We start from the raw sequence: 19,010 nt of genomic DNA on the forward strand, positions 1-19,010 counted from the left end.
AACGCGCCACAACGCCGGTCGTCCACAACGTTCGCCTTCAAACCTAATAGCAGTCAGACTTCTTCTTGACCCGGCACGTCCAGAACGCCCTGTGGCCCTCGTCGGGAATTGCAGGCTGAAAACTGAATGGGCAGCATCCTCGCCGCCGCTCGCGTCACGCGAACACAAAGCTCGGCGCGTTCGTGGTTTAAACCCAAGACTTCCGCAGTTGATACGGATAGACATAGCGTTCGCCGACGATCAGCAGAAGGATTGGCTCAACAGCCAACACACAGGTGGAAAACTTTGGAGCTCCCCGCGACGAAGCTGCGACGGTCGATAGGGCCGTTTCAGCTCACGCTCTACGGCCTCGGTAGCATGCTCGGCTCCGGCATCTATGGCCTGATCGGACAGGCCGCCGGGCTGGCAGGCAATACAGTCTGGCTGGCCTTCGTGGTGGCCATGGTTGCGGCATTGCTGACGGCGCTGTCCTATGCCTCGCTCGGGTCGCGCTATCCGCGAGCGGGTGGTGCCGCCTTCGTCACCGAGCGTGCCTTCGGCATGCCGCTCCTGAGCTTCGTCGTCGGCCTCTCTGTCGTCGCCTCGGGGCTGACGTCCATCGCGACTCAATCGCAGGTCTTTGCCGTCAATCTCGCCTCGGTCACCGGAATGGCGATGCTGCCGATCTGGGCGATCGCAATCGGATTCCTGCTCGTCCTGACCGGGCTGGTGCTGCGAGGTATTCGTGAGGCGATGTGGGTGAACGTCACCTGCACGCTGATCGAGGCGGCGGGGCTTCTCTTGGTGATCGCGGTCGGCATTCCTTACTGGGGCTCGGTCGATCTGCTGGAGACCCCGGGGCGGCCCGGCAACGACGTCCTGATCGTGCTGGTCTTCCAGGGCGCGGTGCTGACCTTCTTCGCCTTTATCGGGTTCGAGGACATCCTCAACGTCGCCGAGGAATGCCGCGATCCGCAGCGCACGATTCCCGTGGCGCTGGTAAGCGCGATGGTCGTGGGCGCCTCGATCTATGTGGCTGTCGCCATCTCGGCCATCTCGGTCGTGCCGTGGCAGGAACTCACCGAAGCTCCGGGCCCTCTGACCGAAGTCATGCGCAGGGCCGCACCCGCCATCCCGGTTGCTGTGTTCGCTGGCATCACCCTTTTCGCCGTCGCGAACACGGCGCTCGTCAACTACGTCACCAGTTCGCGCATGATCTATGGCATGGCGCGGCAGGGCCTTCTTCCCGCCGCCCTGGGCAAGGTTCAGTCCCGGACACAGACACCCTATCTGGCAACGCTCGCTCTCCTTGTGCTGCTTCTCCCCCTGGCGTTCTTCGGCAGCATCGCCCAGCTCGCGTCGGCTTCGGTGCTGATGCTGCTTGTGGTGTTCGCGATCGTCAACGGCGCGCTCGTGGCCCTACAGGGCCGGGTCGGCGAGGCGAAGGGTAGGTTCGAGGTGCCGCGTTGGGTGCCTGCGCTGGGAACGATCATCTGTCTCGTCCTGATTTCGGTCAGGCTGACCAGCAGCGACTGGCAGGCGCCCGCGCTCGCCGGAACGATGCTGGTGGGCATGCTGACACTCTATGCCGCCCAGACAGGTCTGGCGGCGCGCCGGACATGAGCGTCCATCTTCTGCGCTTCAAGCGTAGTGACTGCCGAGAGGAAACCGGACGGCTTCTCCATCCGTCAGGGCCACGATCTCTCCCTCGCCGAGCGGCTCCCAGATGTCATCGCTCAGCGGCACGCTGGCGACGAGGGTGACGAAATGATCCTAGCCCTCGATCGATATGCCGGGTGCCATGCCGTCACTGGAATCCAGCGAGCAGTATCGGCGCAGCAATACCAGCCCTGGAGGCCCGACCTTTCGGGTGCTTCCGTTCTTGCGGCGGCCGCCGTGAGCGAAAAGGGTGTCGCCGTCCGAGTAGAGAAAGTTCGCGGTGCCCAGCACCCTCAGTTCCGCCGCGCACGAAGCGAGCACCGCCATGCGTAACTCCAGTGAGGGAACTTCCCCAGGCACGGTCCAGACGGAACGCATTCGATCGAGCAGGCCGCAAAAGGCCAGTTCCGCATCCGTTTCTCCGACGGGGCAAAAGGACTACGACTGGAAATCCTTGTCGGCGAGAATCCCCTGCGAACAGGTGGACCGAACCCGACAGCTCCCGGATGAAGGCTGGGTATTCCGATAGGCACGGTCGCCCATCGTCGCCTTGCGGATGTGGGAAACGACGGTCCGACTGCTCAGATCGTGATCCGCGACGATCCGGACCCAGTCGCTGAGGAAGCGCCAGAACAATGCGGCAGAGGCGGCAAATTCCGCAAGGTCATCAGGGCAATCCAGGCTCCGCATTTGTGGCTGTAGACTATGCGGCTCTCCCGATCGGTCGGCGGCTGCATCAGCTATTCGGATTCGCTTTCCAGCCCACGCCGCAAGCGCCTGATGATTGTCGAACGAGATCGTTCGTCGGCGGCGGCGTTGACCTCCTGTGTGATATCGATGAGGAGCTTGGAGAGGTCGTTGTGCCAGTCGAGTCGCGCAACTTTGTCGGGTTTAAGCCGACGAGGCTTGTTGACGTCGATCTGCTGGGCCGCCTCGGGGCCAAGCTCATAAGCATCGTCGATGAGCGGCAGGATGAGCCGGTTGTACCGCAGAGAAGATGAAAGCCGGTCGCGCAACCCATCGAGCCCGGCTTCTTCGCCGTGGGTGAGGAATATCGATCGGCGCACCGGGAAGCGCTTCTTCACCCAGGACACGAGTTCTGGCGCGTCGGCATGGCCGGAATAGAAGTCGAACTGTTCAATGCGCGCCTTGACGTCGATTTCTTCACCCTGGATGCGGACCCGCGAGGCGCCGTCGAGCAGGATGCGCCCGAGAGACCCCTGCGCCTGAAAGCCCGCCATCATGATCGTGGCGTTGTGCCGCCACAGGTTCGCCTTGAGATGATGGCGGATACGACCGGCATCGCACATGCCGCTGGCAGCGATCACGATGAAGAAGCCGGAGAGCCGGTTGATGGCCTTGCTTTGTTCGACGGTTTCGGTGAACCGAATGGAGTCGGAGCGCAGCGCCGCGAGCAGCTCCTTGCCGCCGTCTATCTCGGCGACGTGACGCTCGAAGACTGCGCTGGCCCGTGTTGCGAGGGGCGAATCGACGAAGATCGGCCCTGATGGGATCGAGCCCTCGCGCGCCAGCAGGTAGAGGTCCACTAGCAGCTCCTGCGTGCGCTCGACCGCGAAGGACGGGATCACGAGCGGCCCTTTCTGCTCGGCCGCGCGCCTCACTTCCTCGCCCAGCTTCGCCCGGCGGCTTTCGCGGGAAACCTCTGACCTGTCACGATCGCCATACGTGCTTTCACAGATGAGATAGTCCACGCCGCTCGGGCCGTCCGGCTCGGGTTGCAGCAGCTTCTGGCCGGGTCCGATGTCGCCGGAGAACAGGAGCCGCAGTGGCCCATCCTGCGTGCCGGTATCAATCTCGATCTCGACCGACGCTGACCCGAGCAGATGTCCGGCGTTCCAGTAGGATGCGCGGATACCGGCCGCGACAGTCGCCCATTCGCCATATTGCACGGGCCGGAATTGGCGCATGCAATTGGCGACGTCTGCGATGGAGTAGATCGGCGTGACCTGCGGACGCCCCCGCTGCGCGTTGCGGCGATTGAGGTGCTCGACTTCAATCTCCTGGATGTGCGCCGAGTCCGGAAGCATCACGGAGCAAAGATCGACCGTCGGCAAGGTCGCGTAGATCGGGCCTGCGAATCCGTGCTTGGTCAGCTTCGGAAGAAGGCCGCTGTGATCGATATGCGCGTGGGTGAGGATGACGGCGTCGATCGCGTTTGGCCTGAACGGAAAGTCGCCGTAGTTCAGCTCCTTCTCGGATTTCGATCCCTGGAACATGCCGCAGTCGACGAGAACGCGGCAGTGTCCGGTTTCAATCTCAAAACAGGATCCTGTGACTGCGTGGGCGGCGCCGTGAAAACGCAGGACCGGGTGCATGGGCCGCTTTCCAATGTCTCAAGCAGAAGAGCACGACGCTCTCCCGATGAATGGCTGTCAGATGAAAGTCTTCTGGTTGCGATCAGTCTCGAAGGCCTCCGAACTCCATGCTAGCCTAGCATGAAAGAGTTGTCCGGCAATCACGGCTATGGCGCAGGGGACTTGTCCGCATTGCTGAAGCTCAAGCGCATCGGGGTCGACACGCACAACGAGAGCATCGCCTATGTCGACAGGCACTGCCGGCTGTTCAGACCCGACCAGCACCGAGCGCTGAAGAAGGTCAGCATCACCGGGGAAGGTGGACGCGAAGTTCTCGCATCGCTCGCCATTGCCGACGACGAGGGTATCGTTGCGGATGACGAGCTCGGGCTCTCGGAGCAAGGGTTCTCGAGCCTCGGCCTGCCGGAAGGCGTTCCCGTCACGATCGCACCTGCGGTGCCCCCTCGCAGTCTCGAAAGTGTTCGCGCCAAGATCCGGGGCGCGACGCTTTCGTCGGACGACATCCGCAACATCGTCGTCGATATCGCCCACCGCAGATACAGCGAAATGGATCTCGCAGCCTTCCTGATCGGTTCGGCGAGCTTCATGACCACAGACGAGCTCCTGGCTCTCACGGAAGCGATGATCGCAGTCGGAAGGAAACTCGAATGGGCTCAGCCGATAATTGTCGACAAGCACTGCATCGGCGGGATTCCGGGCAATCGCACGTCGATGATCATCGTCCCGATCGTATCTGCGTACGGCCTTACAATTCCCAAGACGTCCTCCCGATCCATCACCTCTCCTGCGGGGACGGCTGATACTATGGAGGTGCTGGCGCGCGTGGACCTGTCGGTCGATGAAATACGCCATGTCGTGAACGAGTGCGGCGGCTGCATCGTCTGGGGCGGCAACGTGAACCTCTCGCCAGCCGATGACATCATGATCTCGGTCCAGCGCCCTCTTGGGATCGACACACGAGAACAGATGGTGGCTTCCATCCTGTCGAAGAAGGTGGCGGCAGGGTCCACGCATCTAGTGGTGGACATACCCGTCGGACCGTCCGCAAAGGTCCGTGGGACCGAAGACGCGGTGCGGTTGAGAAAGCTGTTCGAATTCGTCGGCGACCGGCTCGGACTGCACATCGATGTCGCGGTCACTCCGGCCGCCGAGCCGATCGGGCGTGGCATAGGACCTGTGCTGGAAGCACGTGACGTCATGTCCGTGTTGCGGTGCGAGGCTGACGCCCCTTCGGACCTTCGCGAAAAGTCGCTGCAACTAGCCGCGCGCATCATCGAACTCGATCCCGCGTGCCGCGGCGGAACCGGTTACACGCGTGCCAGGGAATTGCTCGACTCCGGCTCTGCATTGCGTTCGATGGAACGAATAATGAAGCTGCAGGGTCCCCCGCCCATGGCCTTCACGCTGGGCGATCTCACCCATGAGGTGCATGCGCAGGCCAGTGGCAGGGTTAGAGACATGGACTGCTACCGCTTGGCACGGATAGCCCGGCTGGCGGGCGCTCCGCTCGATCGCGGCGCCGGCATCGATCTCATCAGAAAGACGGGAGATGTCGTGGAGGCGGGCGAGATCGTGTATCGGATTCATGCAGCCCACGCCGGAGACCTGGCGTTGGCAACCGAGGCCGCCGACCGCAATGTCGGCTTTGGGGTAGGGCCCGCGAGTTTGCCCTGATGTCAGCGCCAGTCTGGTCCTCCGTACACGCCTTCGCCTACCATGAAGAACCCGCGCGGCGGCTCGCGACGGCACTCGGCGCGGATTTCAGAGGGATTGAACAGCGGCGGTTTCCGGACGGCGAAAGCCTGGTACGGACAGAGCCGGAGACGGGAGCGACGGTCATCTATTGCAGCCTCGATCATCCGAATGATCGGCTGTTTGACCTCCTCCTCGCAGCGTCGGCCTTGCGGGATTCGGGCGCCCGGTCCATCGTGCTGGTAGCACCCTATCTCTGCTACATGCGCCAGGACGTGGCCTTCCAACCGGGCGAGGCAGTCAGTCAGAGGGTTGTTGCCCGAATTCTGTCAGATGCATTCGACGGGCTGGTCACCGTCGACCCGCATCTGCATCGGGCGCACGACCTGAACAGTGTCTTCAGCATGTCTGTGACGCAGTTGAGCGCCGCGCCGCTTCTGGGTCGCTCGATCACCGCTGACAAGGACCGGAAGGATGTTGTTCTCGTCGGGCCGGACTGGGAATCCAGACGCTGGGTCGAGACTGCCGCGAAAGCATCGGCACTTGATGTCCTCGTCGGCAGGAAGGTGCGCCTCGGCGACCGCGATGTCGCCATCGAAATCGCCGGATTGGATCGCGTCAGGGGACGGACGGCCGTCCTCATCGATGACGTGGTATCATCGGGCTCAACCGTCTGCGTCGCCACCCGTCATCTTCTGGATGCGGGAGCAGATCGCGTTGAGCTGTTCGCTACGCACATGCTGAGCTCCGAAACAGACACTGCAGCGTTGTATACTGCTGGGGTCTCCCGGATCGTCTCGACCGACAGTGTGCGCCACGCCACGAATAAGATCCACCTTGCATCGCTCCTAGCTGAGGCGCTGCGCATGGGAGTCGAATGACCTTTATCCCTTTGGGTTTTACGCTATGGGCTTCGCAGGCGCCGAGCTGGAGGATGCCGATCCTGCGCAAGCGAGAAAATCTCAGGTAAGCTGGTCGAAAATGGCGACCATTCCACCGTGGCCGATATACAACGGAATTTGCAGCCTTGCTCCGCCTCGGAGGGAACGGCGCTCAACAAAGGGGCCTATTCAAGTCTATACGAGCCTCGAAGCCATCGATGCGGCCGGGGCGGGGTGAAGAGAGCTTAAGCCCGGTGCCAATCCGCTCAGCGATCGTCGCCACTATCGATAGTCCGATCCCGCTTCCCCGGCCTATGCTGCCGTTTCGCTCGAAACGCCTGGTGAGCAATTCCAGTCGTTCCGGGGATACGAGCGGCCCCCCGTTAGCGACCGAGAGTTCTCCACTCGCTGACAGGGAAACCTCGACCGGGGAATCCTTGCCGCCATGCTGAAGCGCATTGTCGATGAGGTTGCGGCACAGGATTCCGACCGTATCGGGGTCAATCGGCGACAGGACCGGCGTGTCCGGAACTGACAGAACGATGCGTTCCTGCTGCCCGGTGCGGTTCATGTCGTGCACGACCACCGACACTGCGTCGCGCAGGTCGCTGTCGGCGTCCAGCGTCAGCCGCCCACCTTCCGCCCGGGCCAACTGCATCAGCCGTTCGGATCGCGCGGTGAGCCGCTTGAGCGCAGCCTCGATGTCAAAGGCGCGCTGCGCAGTGTGGCCTTCGGCGGTTTCCTTGCGGATGCGCTGCGCCTGGGCGATGGCGCCGGCAAGGGGGGTGCGTAGCTCGTGCGCGGTGTTAGCCGCGAGGCTCCGTTCGGCATCGAACGCGGACCGTAGCCGTGCGAGCAGCGCATTCATGGTTTCGGCTAGTGGCGCGACCTCACTCGGCAGGCCTTCGGCGGAGACAGCGGCTAGGTCCTTCTCGCTGCGGGTCTCCAGCTGCTCGCGAAACCTGCGCAGCGGCCGAGTGCCCTGTCGCACCGCAAAGATGATCGCACCGAAGGCAGCCGGTATGACGAGCAACACCGGAAGTCCCAGGACCATCTGCATCTCGCGAATGACGGAAGCCTGGTTGGAAAGGGGTTGCGCAACAGTGATGATCACCGTGCCCTGCAACGCCTCCTCGCTGTAGAGCCGGTAGCGCCCGGTCGTTCGAAAGCCAGGGCCGTCATAGGGCGGGAAGGCCGAGAGATCGGCGGCATGGGATTGCAGCAGAACCGCGCCATTTTTATTCCGCACGACGTAGGTGAACAGCTCCTCGTGGCTGCGGATCGTCGCGAGCCGCTGGCTGGCCGCGTCGCCGTCCTCGCGACCGACAATGTCAAGCACGGCCAGCGGTAGCAGGCGCTGCGCCGTCTCCTGCAGCGAGGCATCGAAAACCTCCTCGATTTCGTGCCGAAGCAGCAGGGCGGTCGCCCATGCGGCGCCGACCCATATCGCAAGCATGACGGCGCCTAGCGTGAGCAGGAGTCTGCCCTGAAGGCTGCGCGGCAGCTTCATGCCCTGGCCAGCCGATAGCCGAGGCCGCGCTCGGTCTCGATGAGCTCCGGTCCAAGCTTCTTGCGTAGGCGGCTGACATGAACCTCGATCGTGTTGCTCTCGATCTCGGAATCGAAATCGTAGAGCTTCTCCTCCAGTTGCGACTTCGACAGCAGCTGACCGGGGCGGGCGAGGAATGCGTCCAGCAGGGCCCATTCTCGCGCCGTCAGCTGCACTGCCTTTCCGTCGTGCCGGACGCTGCGGCGCGCGATGTCGATCTCCAGCGGACCGATGCGGATGATCGGGTTTGGATTGCCGGAATAGCGCCGCGCGACCGAACCGATCCGCGCGGAAAGTTCGTCCAGATCGAACGGCTTGACGAGGTAGTCGTCGGCTCCAGCCTTCAGCCCTTCGATCCGGTCGGTTACCTGGTCGAGGGCGGTCAGGATGATCACGGGGGTGACGCTGCCCGCACTACGCAACGATTTCAGGAACACTATGCCGCGACCGTCCGGCAGCATGAGGTCGAGGAGGACGAGATCGTGGGCCGCGCCGGCCATGGCGTCGCGGGCGGCGTCGAGGCGCGTAACCCAATCGACGGAATGCCCGTCACCGGCGAGCTGGTCGCGCACCGCCGCCCCCAGCACAGCATCGTCCTCGACCAGCAGCGTGCGCATCTCATGCCTTCATTTTCGATCGAGCGGCATCATCACCGCTGATCCTGACAACTTGCTGAAGCAGCGTGATGCCCAACTTCAGGAAACCGTCAGCTTGCGCTTCCAATATGAGAAAAGTCACCACGGCCGGAGTCATGCGCCATGCGCCTCGCCCTGACAATTCTCGCGTCGCTCGCCGCCCTGTCGGTTGGCAGCGCGCGCGCCGATGACGACTGCTTCGTCCCGATGGCCGACTGGAAGCCGCGCGAGGCGGTGGCCGCGATGGCGGCCGAGCTTGGCTGGACAGTGCGCCGGATCAAGATCGACGACGGCTGCTACGAGATCATCGGAAGCGATGCGGAGGGCCGGCAGATAGAAGCGACGGTCAATCCCGCGACGCTCAAGGTGATGAAAATCGAAGCGGACGATGACGACCGTGACGACGGAGAGCACCGCGAACGGCGAGGCGACGACCGGTAGCGCGGCTTCACAAGGCCCGAACCGGATTGACCAGGCCCCGCCACCCCGGCGGGGCCTTCTGCTTTCCCGCCGTTCGCTGACGGGAAGCTGAAGCAGAAGGTCCGGACGCGTCAGCAAGCGATCAGATGGAGGTTCCACAAGAGGCCAGCAGAAAAGGAGACCTGCCATGAAAAAGACCTTTGCAATCCTCGTCGCTTCTACCGCCCTGGCCATCGGCGCCGGCGTTCCAGCCTGGAGCGGCATGCGTCGCTCCGAGCATGCGTCGGCAAGGACGAGCGATGACGGCATTCTGAAGCTCGCCAGCGACGACCGCCTTGATCGGGATCATGGCCGGAAAGCGCGCAGCGGCGACGATGACGACAGCTACGGGCACGACGACGACGACGATCATGATGACCACGACGACGACGATGACGACGGATATAGCCGGAACGAGTCCGCCAACCCGGCGCCGGCGGGCGCTGTCGCACCTCCAGCCAACGGTCTCTTCGGCAGCGGTCCTGCTCCGAAGGTCCGACTGAACTGACCGAGGGATCCTGACGCACACCGGAGCATCATCATGAAGAAGATTCTGGCCGCACTGGCCCTGACGACAGCGCTCACGCTGCCCGGCGTGGCGCTGGCTCGTCCCGTGACCCTGACGACGACGATGAAGAGCTATGGCGGCGACGGCGCCTACCTCGCCATCTACGTCACAGACGCCAAGGGTGCCTATGCCGGCACCTTGTGGATGGCGGGCGGCAAGGCGAAGTATTACGAGCACCTAGCGGACTGGTACAGCGCCACGGGCGGCAATGCTGCGGAGATCAACGGCATCACCGGGGCAAGCGTCGGCGCGGGCCGCACGCTGGAAATCACGCTCGACCTCGCCGACGCGCTCTTCGACGCGGGCTACACGCTGCATGTCGATGCAGCGGTGGAAGACATGCGCGACAGCCCCAACGACGTCTCGGTTCCGCTGACATCGGCGAATGCCGGGCAGGCCGTCCAGGGCCGCCGCTACGTCGCCAGCCTTGCCTACGCGATGTGAGGCTGCCATGACCCGGCTGTTCCACCGCTGGCCCGGCCTCATTGGCCTCGCCCTGCTGGCGCTGCTGGCGCTTAGCGGTGCGGCGCTTTCGATCTTCCCTGCGGCGGAGAGAATGTCTTCGCCGCAGGCCGATCCGGTTGCGAGCGTCGCGCAGATTGCGTCGAGGATTCAGTCGGCTATTCCTGGCGTTGAGCAGATCAGGCGTTCGCCGTCCGGCCGCATCACCGCCCTCTGGTTCGACAACGGCACCCCGGGTTCTGCGGTGATCGACCCGGCGACGGGGGAGGCGGTCGGTGCGGCCGATCCCAATCAGGTCGAACGCTGGCTGACGAACCTGCACCGCTCGCTTTTCCTGGACGACACGGGACGCCTCGCTTCGGCGGCCGGCGCGGCAGCAATGCTCCTGCTGTCTGTGTCGGGAATCCTGCTGGTTGCGCGCCGCACCGGCGGCCTTCGCCGCTGGTTCGCGCCGCTGCGCGGCCCGCTTGCCGGGCGCATCCATGTAGAACTCGCGCGCGCCGCGGTCCTGGGCCTGCTTCTGTCGTCGGCAACGGCGCTCTGGATGACGGCTTCCACCTTCAGCCTTCTTCCCGACGGGCCGGCGGCAATGGAGCAGTCTGCCGCGAGCGGCACGAAAGGCGCGGTGCTATCAGCAATGCCGCTGCTGGCGGCCACGCCGATCGACGAGTTGCGCGAACTGACGTTTCCTTATCCGGATGACGCAACTGACGTCTTCACGCTGAAGACCGACAGCGGGTCGGGTGCGATCGACCAGGGCACCGGGCAGACGCTCGGCTGGGTCGACCTGAGCGCATGGGAGCGCGCGACCGAGACCGTCTACATGCTGCACACGGGTCGCGGCGCGTCCCTGCTTGGGCTGCTGCTGGGTGCGATGGCGCTGGCAGTGCCGGTGATGGGCGGCACGGGGCTGGTCATCTGGGCTGCCGCGCGGCGCGGGCGACCGTCGATTAGGGGCAACGCATCGCCTTCCGTTGCGCATGTCGTCGTGCTCGTCGGCAGCGAGGGCGGCAGCACGTGGGGCTTTGCCGCCACGCTGCATGCGGCCCTGGCGAGGGTCGGCAAGCGCGTTCATGTCGCGCCGATGTCAGCCTTCGCGCCCGACCGAACCCGAGGTGCGCAACACTACATCGTGCTCGCCGCCACTTATGGGGACGGTGACGCGCCGGCCTCCGCCAAGGGCTTTCTCGACCGTCTCGGCGCACTTCGCGCGGCACCGACGGCAGCGGTCGCGGTCCTAGGGTTCGGTGACAGATCCTTCCCGCGATTCTGCGCTTACGCCGAGGAGGTCAATGCCGCCGCACGCGCGAAGGGATGGGATACGATCCTGCCCTTCGACACCATCGACCGCCAGTCGCCGCAGGAGTTCGCGCGGTGGGGCCGCGCTTTGGGGCAGGCTCTCGGCATCGAGCTGGAGCTGAATCACCAGCCCGTCGCGCCCAGGACGACTGCCCTGACGCTGCTTTCTCGCCGCAACTACGGCCAGGAGGTACAGGCTCCGATGGCGATCCTGCGTTTCGTACTGCCACGCCGCAGCTTGCTGGAGCGCCTGACGGGACGCGGCTTCGCCCGTTTCGAGGCAGGCGACCTCGTCGGCGTCCTGCCGCAGGGCTCAACCGTGCCGCGCTTCTATTCTCTCGCATCCGGCAGGCGTGACGGGTTCCTGGAGATCGTGGTCCGCAAGCATGTCGGCGGCGCTTGCTCCGACATGCTGACCGGACTGGAGCCGGGCCAGTCCGTCGAAGCCTTCCTGCGTCGCAACCCTACCTTCCATCCGCCGCGCGGTCTCAGGCCGCTGATCCTGATCGGCGCCGGCACCGGGATCGGACCGCTGGCGGGCTTCGTCCGCGCCAACGATCGGCTACGTCCCATTCACCTCTTCTTCGGCATGCGGCATCGCGACAGCGATTTCCTGTACGGAGAAGAGCTGGCCCGCTGGTCGTCCGAACGTCGGCTGGCGAGCCTCGTCACCGCCTGCTCGCGCGGCGCGCATCCGCGCTATGTTCAGCACGCCATTGCGCGCGAAAGCGCGTCGATAGCAGCGGCAATCGGGGCTGGAGCGCAGATCATGGTCTGCGGCGGTCGGGAGATGGCGGCCGGCGTGGCGGAGACTCTTGCTGCGATCCTGGAGCCGATGGGCCTCTCGCCGGCGCGGCTCAAGGCGGAGGGACGCTATGTCGAAGATGTCTACTGATCCGGTTCGTCATGCGCTGAGCGGCCCGACCATGGGAACGCGCTGGTCGGCTCTGTTCTGGGCCGAGCACGGATTCGATGTGGCCCGTATCCGCTCCGGTTTGCAGGCTGCTGTCGATGAAGTCGATGCGCAGATGTCGATCTGGAAGACCGACAGCGCTCTGATGCTGCTGAACCGAGCTCCGAACGGCGAGGCAGTGCCGATACCCGCGATGCTCGAACAGGTCCTGCGACTCGGTGAGGCCATCGGCAAGGCATCCGGCGGTGCGTTCGACATGGGCGTGGGCGACGCCGTATCGGCCTGGGGATTCGGGCCGGGCGGCGCTTCCCAGGATTCAATCCGCGCAGCGATGTCGGCGCACCGCATGTCGGCAGTCGAAGCCCTCGCGTTCGGCCAGGGAACCGTGACGAAGCGTGCCGCCATCACCCTCGATCTCAATGGAATCGCAAAGGGCTTCGGCGTCGATCGCCTTGCCGAAACGCTGTCGGCTCTCGGCTTCCGCGACGCTCTGGTCGGGATCGACGGCGAGATGCGTGCCATGGGCCATCGACCGGACGGGCAGCCTTGGACGGTCGCGGTGGAACAGCCCGATACGGATCGGCGCGCGCCCCACTCGGTGCTCGAATTGACCGACTGCGCGGTGGCCACTTCCGGCGACTATCGCCACTTCGTGAGCGTGAACGGACGGCTGCTTTCGCACACCATGGACCCGAAGCGCGGCGCGCCGCTGCTCCAACCTCCTGCCTCGGTCACGGTCATCGCCCCATCATGCGCCGCCGCCGACGCCTGGGCAACGGCGCTCATGGTGCTCGGACCCGACGAAGGAAGTACCTTGGCGCGGAAGACCGGAATCGAAGCCTTGTTCCTGCTTCGCGACGAACGCGATACGGTTCGTGGACGGGGCGTGGGCAACTCATTCGAGCATGCCGCCTAGGAGCGACTTTGGCATGGAATCTTCCGCAGGCGACAGGGTGAAGACGGCGCTTCTGGCGGTGGCAGTGGCGGGCCTTCTGGGAGGCCTCCTGCTGGCCTACGTGGTGGACAGGCCAGACCTTGCTTCCAGCACGTGGATGATCGGCGTCATCCCCGTCCTCGCCGCGCTGCTGGTCGAGATCCTGCGCAGCCTTGCGCGAGGCGAAGCCGGACTGGACATCGTCGCGGCGCTGTCTATGACGGCGGCTCTTGTGTTCGGCGAGGCGCTGGCCGCCGCAGTCGTCGCCGTGATGTATTCCGGCGGTACATTCCTGGAAAGCTTTGCCGAGGGTCGCGCCCGGCGAGAGATGCGCGATCTTCTTTCGCGCGTCCCGCGCACCGCAACACGGCACCGCGATGGCCGCCTTGAGGACGTGCCGCTCGATCAGATCGCGCCCGGAGACCGCCTCCTGATCCGGCAGGGCGACATCGTTCCCGTGGATGGCGCGGTCGCATCCCTGTCGGCGTTCCTTGACACCTCCGCACTCACGGGCGAATCCCTGCCGATCAAGCTCGCCGCTGGCGCAGAGGCGATGAGCGGCTCGACCAATGCGGGCGATGCCTTCGATCTTGTTGCTACCAGGGAGGCGCGTGACAGCACCTATGCAGGCATCGTGCGCCTAGTCGAACAGGCCCAGTCCTCCAAGGCTCCCATGTCTCGCCTCGCCGACCGCTGGTCGCTCGGCTTCCTGCTCGTGACCGTGGCGATCGCCTTCGCCGCCTGGTGGTTCACGAACGATCCGATCCGGGCAGTTGCGGTGCTGGTGGTGGCAACGCCATGTCCGCTGATACTGGCGGTGCCCGTAGCGCTGGTGGCTGGCCTCTCGCGCGCCGCCCACTACGGAGTGCTCATCAAGGGTGCCGGGCCGCTGGAAGCCATGGCGCGTGCGACAACGCTCATTCTCGACAAGACCGGCACGCTGACCGACGGGCGATCGCGGATCGTTTCGATCGATACGCATGGCGGTATCGAAGCGGATGAGTTGCTGCGGCTCGGGGCGGCTCTCGACCAGGCCACGAAACATCCGGTAGCCCAGGCGATTGTTGCCGGTGCGCACGAGCGCGGATTGACGCTTCCGGTCCCACAAGAGGTCAGGGAAGCGCCTGGCGAAGGACTGACCGGGATTGTTGAAGGTCGCCGGGTGATCGTCGGCGGTCATGGCTTCGTCGCAGGACAGGTCGATGCCGGGGCCATCGCCCATCCGGCGCTGTCGGCGGGCTCGGTGCTGGTGGCGGTCGGGATCGACGGCAAGCTCGCGGGCCACATCGTCATGGCCGATCCGCTGCGCGATGGCACGCATGACATGCTGTCGGGACTGCGCCGGCAGGGGGTCAACCGCATTCTCCTCGCCACCGGCGACAGACAGGAGGTTGCGGAGCGGGTGACGTCAGGCCTCGGACTCGACGGCATACGCGCCGCACTCTCGCCCGATCAGAAGGTTCTGCTCGTTCTCTCGGAGCGCAAGCACGGTCCTGTGATGATGGTCGGCGACGGGGTGAACGACGCTCCCGCCCTCGCCGCCGCCGACATCGGCGTGGCCATGGGCGCGCGCGGGGCAGCGGCTTCCGCGGAAGCCGCCGATGTCGTCCTACTCGTCGACAGGGTGGACAGGCTCGGCACGGGCGTCGACATCGCCCAGGGCGCGCGGCGGATCGCGCTCGAAAGCGTCGTCGCGGGTATCGGACTGTCCGTCATGGGCATGGTCGCGGCCGCCTTCGGCTACCTGACGCCCGTCCAGGGCGCATTGATCCAGGAAGCCATCGACATCGCCGTCATCCTCAACGCACTTCGCGCGCTTCGAATCCGACCCGCCGAACCTCGGCCGATTTATCCGGGTGACGGTGCGCTTCTATCTCAGGAAGGTATCGTAACATGAGCCGCCTATCCCATTCCGAAGTCCACATGGTCCATCGCATCGGCTGGCTGCGCGCCGCCGTGCTGGGAGCTAATGATGGTCTTGTCTCCACGTCCAGCCTCGTAGTGGGCGTGGCGGCGGCGGGGTCAGGGTCGACAGAAATTCTGGTCGCAGGGTTCGCCGGCCTCGTTGCAGGCGCAATGTCCATGGCAGCCGGCGAATACGTGTCGGTAAGCTCACAGACCGACGCGGAGAACGCCGACCTCGCTCGTGAGCGGCGGGAACTGGCGGAGACGCCGGAGGCCGAACTGGAAGAACTGACCCAGATCTACATCAAGCGCGGCCTCGACCGCGGCCTCGCGATGCAGGTTGCAGCCCAGCTCACGGCAGGCGATGCGCTCGCTGCACATGCCCGCGACGAACTTGGCATTTCGGAGACAGTGGCCGCGCGGCCGGTTCAGGCAGCGTTGGTGTCCGCATTGACCTTCGCGGCGGGTGCTGTCGTTCCCGTCTTGGTTGCAATGGCCATTCCTGCCGACAAGACGAGCATAGTCGTCGCGGGATCGACGATCCTTGCTCTGGCGGTTCTTGGCGGCCTTGGAGCCGGAGCCGGCGGAGCCGGAGTGTTGCGCGGCTCGCTTCGCGTCACCTTCTGGGGCGCGCTCGCCATGGGCGTCACCGCGGCAGTCGGCGCGCTCTTCGGCGTGAGCGTGGCATGACGCCAAAGCCGTTGTGCACTGCCTTCCAAGGTTTCCGCAAAGTCTCCGGACGTTGTGGCATTCTCGTGCACCTAAACCAGACGGGCCAGTGCACCGCGGCGTCTTCGCCGCCCAGTCTCTACAACAGACGCGTCCCACTTCCGACTCCGCGATCGCACGAATTCGGCAACAGGCTTTGACGAGTTACGGCTGACCCTATGGACCATACGATTGCAAGACTTGGGCTGGCTCTGGCAATCGGCCTTCTCGTCGGTCTGGAGCGTGGCTGGCGTGAACGCGAAGCTGCTGACAACAGCCGTACGGCCGGGATTCGCACCTTCGGCCTGTCGGGGCTGCTGGGCGGCATCTTTGCCGCGCTCGCGGCCACCCTGGATTCAAGCACAGTCCTGATTGCCGGATTCATCGGTTTTGCGGCGATCTTCGCCTGGTTCTCAGCGCATGAAGCCGAGCATGACCAGAACTTCAGCGTGACGGGTGTCGTGGCAGCCTTGTGCGTCTTCGCCCTCGGCGCACTCGCCATTGTCGGCGATCAACTCGTGGCTGCGGCAGGTGGTGCCGCGCTCGCAGCTGTCCTGGCCAGCCGGGAGATGCTCCACGGTATGCTGCGTCGCCTGACCTGGATCGAACTGCGCTCCGCCATCGTCCTTGCGGCAATGACCGCGATCGTCCTGCCGTTGCTTCCGGACAGAACCATCGATCCCTGGGGCGGGCTCAACCCGTTCGAGATATGGTACTTCACCGTGATCGTCGCCGCGATCTCCTTTGGCGGTTATGTCGCGGTGCGTCTGCTGGGAAAGACCCGCGGACTGCTGGTCGGATCGATCGCCGGCGCCATTGTTTCGTCGACCGGGGTCACCGTCGCACTGGCGCGTATGGCCAGATCGGAGGCCAACGCGATGCCGCTGGTGGGTGGCGCGGCGCTTGCGGCGCTCGTGTCGGTCCTGCGGGTCTGCGCTATCGTTGCGCTGCTCGCACCGCAGGTCATCGCGTACATCATCGGACCCGCGATCGCGGGCGGACTTGTGCTTGCTGTCGCCGGGACCCTCCTGCTGCTGAAAAGCGCTGCGTACCAGGCCGGCGACCAACCGGCGCGCAACCCGTTCGAACTCGGAACGCTGCTGGTCTTCGCTGGTGCGTTCGCGCTTGTTTCCACCGTTAGCGCGGCGCTTTCGAGCCGCTTCGGTGAGAGCGGACTCTTGGCAACGACTGCTGTTTCAGGCGCCTTCGACGTCGACGTGGCCGTTCTCAGCTCGCTTCGGCTTGTCGAGGGTGGAACCGCCGTCGCACTCGTGGGGCAAGCCGTACTTGTCGCGCTTGGCACGAATGCCGTCGGGCGCTTGTTCCTCGCAATGCTCACGGGTCCAACCCGTTTTTCGCTGCCGCTCGCTGCAATCACGGCATGCGCGGTCGCGCTGGCGGTCGCTGCCTTCGTTTGGCTCCCATTTGCCTAGGTGTCGGCGCTCTGCCGAGCGGACGATGAATGTGACGGCATTCTTCAGGCAAGTAGGACCGCCCTCCCGAACGCCTCAGAACGACAATTTCCTCCTGATTTCGGCTAAACCGGACCGTCAGTTGATGGCACTGTTCAGGCCGAGATGCAGATGCCTCCTCAATGGCGGGTTTCGGGCTGCCTGCGATGCGGCCTTCCCACAGCATCAGAAGAACGGCCGACAGATCTAGGCCTCTTTGTCATCATCCTGTCATGGTGTAGGAGAATAATTCGAAATATCGAGAAGGGCAGATTCATGGACAAGAAGGCGTCGCTCGCTGCGCTGGCAGCGCTGGGTCAGGAGACCCGCCTGGACATCTTCCGTCTGCTTGTACGAGCCGGGTCAGAGGGCGTTCCTTCGGGTGAGATTGCGACGCGAGTGGGAGCGGTTCAGAACACCACATCCTCGCATCTCAAGATTCTGACGCATGCGGGGCTCATCCGACCCGAACGGGATGGCCGGACCGTGCGCTACGTCGCCGACATGACCGGATTCCGTGACCTGCTCGCCTACCTGATGGAAGACTGCTGCAACGGCGCGCCCGAACTCTGCCGTCCAGTCATCAATGCCGTGACCTGCGATTGTTAGGAGCGATTTTCTATGTCCGACAGACTCTACAACGCACTCTTCCTCTGCACAGGAAACTCCGCCCGCTCGATCCTTGCAGAAGCTATCCTGCGGAATCTCGGCACTGGGCACTTCCAGGCCTTCTCGGCCGGATCGCAGCCGAAGGGAGAGGTCCATCCGTTTGCCATCGAACTCCTTCGGAACCTCAAGCTGGATACGTCATTCGCGCGCTCGAAATCTTGGGACGAGTTCGCGGCGCCCGGTGCTCCGAAGATGGATTTCGTCTTTACGGTCTGCGACAACGCGGCAAACGAATCCTGCCCGGTCTGGCCCGGACAGCCGATGACAGCGCATTGGGGCATTCCGGATCCCGCGGCCGCTGAAGGCACGGATGCCGAGAAGCACCTGGCTTTCGCAGATGCCTATCGGCAGCTATCGAACCGCATTTCCGCCTTCCTGGCGCTGCCGCTAGCTTCGATCGACCGGATGTCGCTCCAGTCCAGGTTGCGCGAGATCGGAAAGCTCGAAGTCTCGGCGGCCGCAACAGCATGAGACCCGGCATGGACGTGATCATCTATCACAACCCCGAATGCGGGACCTCGCGCAACACGCTTGCGATGATCCGCAATGCGGGACTCGAACCGCATGTTATCGAGTACCTGAAGACACCGCCGACGCGAGAGCTGCTGCGTCAGCTGGTGGAGCGGATGGGCACGTCGCTCCGTAGTATCCTGCGCGAGAAGAACACACCTTACGGAGAGCTCGGCCTTGGCGATCCCGCCCTGACAGACGAGCAGCTGTTCGATGCGATCGAAAAGCATCCGATTCTGATCAACCGTCCGATCGTCGTCTCGCCGAAAGGCGTGAAGCTTTGCCGTCCGTCCGAGACGGTCCTTGACCTTCTACCCGGCCAAAAGGGCGCCTTCGCCAAGGAAGACGGCGAGCAGGTGACTGATGCGGCAGGCAACAGGCTCGCCTGACAACCACGGGAA

At 64.4% G+C, this 19,010-nt stretch carries 17 protein-coding genes and 1 pseudogene; 14 read left to right on the plus strand and 4 right to left on the minus strand.

What is annotated here, in order from left to right; translation table 11 throughout:
* Positions 1-285: 285 nt before the first annotated feature.
* Entirely contained in the window at positions 286-1,602 is a 1,317-nt protein-coding gene (locus tag M9955_08105) for an APC family permease (GenBank protein ID MCO5081607.1), read from the plus strand.
* A gap of 150 nt (positions 1,603-1,752) precedes the next feature.
* Here M9955_08105 and M9955_08110 read toward each other — a convergent pair.
* Positions 1,753-2,328, minus strand: a pseudogene (locus M9955_08110) (class II glutamine amidotransferase).
* Between the two features lie 50 nt (positions 2,329-2,378).
* Complete coding sequence (locus M9955_08115) at positions 2,379-3,974, minus strand: MBL fold metallo-hydrolase (GenBank protein ID MCO5081608.1); 1,596 nt, start codon at positions 3,972-3,974, stop codon at positions 2,379-2,381.
* Between the two features lie 120 nt (positions 3,975-4,094).
* On the opposite strand from M9955_08115, the gene M9955_08120 reads away from it, so the two are divergent.
* On the plus strand, positions 4,095-5,648 hold the full coding sequence (locus tag M9955_08120; protein ID MCO5081609.1) for a thymidine phosphorylase family protein: 1,554 nt from the start codon (positions 4,095-4,097) through the stop codon (positions 5,646-5,648).
* Entirely contained in the window at positions 5,648-6,547 is a 900-nt protein-coding gene (locus M9955_08125) for a ribose-phosphate diphosphokinase (GenBank protein MCO5081610.1), read from the plus strand. Before M9955_08120 ends, M9955_08125 begins: the two co-directional genes overlap by 1 nt.
* Positions 6,548-6,719: 172 nt before the next feature.
* Here M9955_08125 and M9955_08130 read toward each other — a convergent pair whose 3' ends face one another.
* Entirely contained in the window at positions 6,720-8,057 is a 1,338-nt protein-coding gene (locus M9955_08130; GenBank protein MCO5081611.1) for an ATP-binding protein, read from the minus strand.
* Positions 8,054-8,713, minus strand: coding sequence for a response regulator transcription factor (locus M9955_08135; GenBank protein MCO5081612.1), 660 nt, complete (start codon positions 8,711-8,713; stop codon positions 8,054-8,056). Before M9955_08135 ends, M9955_08130 begins: the two co-directional genes overlap by 4 nt.
* A 141-nt stretch (positions 8,714-8,854) precedes the next feature.
* Here M9955_08135 and M9955_08140 point away from each other — a divergent pair, with 141 nt between their 5' ends.
* From M9955_08140 to arsC, 11 genes are all read left to right on the plus strand, one after another.
* Positions 8,855-9,172, plus strand: a complete 318-nt coding sequence (locus M9955_08140; GenBank protein MCO5081613.1) for a PepSY domain-containing protein — start codon at positions 8,855-8,857, stop codon at positions 9,170-9,172.
* Between the two features lie 166 nt (positions 9,173-9,338).
* Entirely contained in the window at positions 9,339-9,698 is a 360-nt protein-coding gene (locus tag M9955_08145; protein ID MCO5081614.1) for a hypothetical protein, read from the plus strand.
* A gap of 33 nt (positions 9,699-9,731) precedes the next feature.
* Positions 9,732-10,202 (plus strand): DUF2271 domain-containing protein, encoded by a 471-nt coding sequence (locus M9955_08150; GenBank protein ID MCO5081615.1) that lies wholly within the window; start codon positions 9,732-9,734, stop codon positions 10,200-10,202.
* Between the two features lie 7 nt (positions 10,203-10,209).
* On the plus strand, positions 10,210-12,414 hold the full coding sequence (locus tag M9955_08155) for a PepSY domain-containing protein (GenBank protein ID MCO5081616.1): 2,205 nt from the start codon (positions 10,210-10,212) through the stop codon (positions 12,412-12,414).
* Positions 12,395-13,348 (plus strand): FAD:protein FMN transferase, encoded by a 954-nt coding sequence (locus M9955_08160; protein ID MCO5081617.1) that lies wholly within the window; start codon positions 12,395-12,397, stop codon positions 13,346-13,348. Before M9955_08155 ends, M9955_08160 begins: the two co-directional genes overlap by 20 nt.
* A 13-nt stretch (positions 13,349-13,361) precedes the next feature.
* Positions 13,362-15,263, plus strand: coding sequence for a heavy metal translocating P-type ATPase (locus M9955_08165; GenBank protein MCO5081618.1), 1,902 nt, complete (start codon positions 13,362-13,364; stop codon positions 15,261-15,263).
* Positions 15,260-15,961, plus strand: coding sequence for a VIT family protein (locus M9955_08170; GenBank protein MCO5081619.1), 702 nt, complete (start codon positions 15,260-15,262; stop codon positions 15,959-15,961). The genes M9955_08165 and M9955_08170 overlap by 4 nt, the downstream gene beginning before the upstream one ends.
* Positions 15,962-16,158: 197 nt before the next feature.
* On the plus strand, positions 16,159-17,412 hold the full coding sequence (locus tag M9955_08175) for an MgtC/SapB family protein (protein MCO5081620.1): 1,254 nt from the start codon (positions 16,159-16,161) through the stop codon (positions 17,410-17,412).
* 294 nt (positions 17,413-17,706) lie between these two features.
* Positions 17,707-18,039 (plus strand): metalloregulator ArsR/SmtB family transcription factor, encoded by a 333-nt coding sequence (locus M9955_08180; GenBank protein ID MCO5081621.1) that lies wholly within the window; start codon positions 17,707-17,709, stop codon positions 18,037-18,039.
* A gap of 12 nt (positions 18,040-18,051) precedes the next feature.
* The gene (locus M9955_08185) at positions 18,052-18,570 is read left to right on the plus strand and encodes an arsenate reductase ArsC (protein MCO5081622.1); all 519 of its coding nucleotides are present in this window, start codon (positions 18,052-18,054) and stop codon (positions 18,568-18,570) included.
* Positions 18,571-18,578: 8 nt separating this feature from the next.
* A complete protein-coding gene (gene arsC, locus M9955_08190) occupies positions 18,579-18,998 on the plus strand; it encodes an arsenate reductase (glutaredoxin) (GenBank protein MCO5081623.1) in 420 nt (139 codons plus the stop codon).
* The last annotated feature ends 12 nt before the right edge of the window (positions 18,999-19,010 follow it).

The sequence above is a fragment of the Rhizobiaceae bacterium genome (genome assembly GCA_023953845.1).
Classification (GTDB): domain Bacteria; phylum Pseudomonadota; class Alphaproteobacteria; order Rhizobiales; family Rhizobiaceae; genus Arvimicrobium.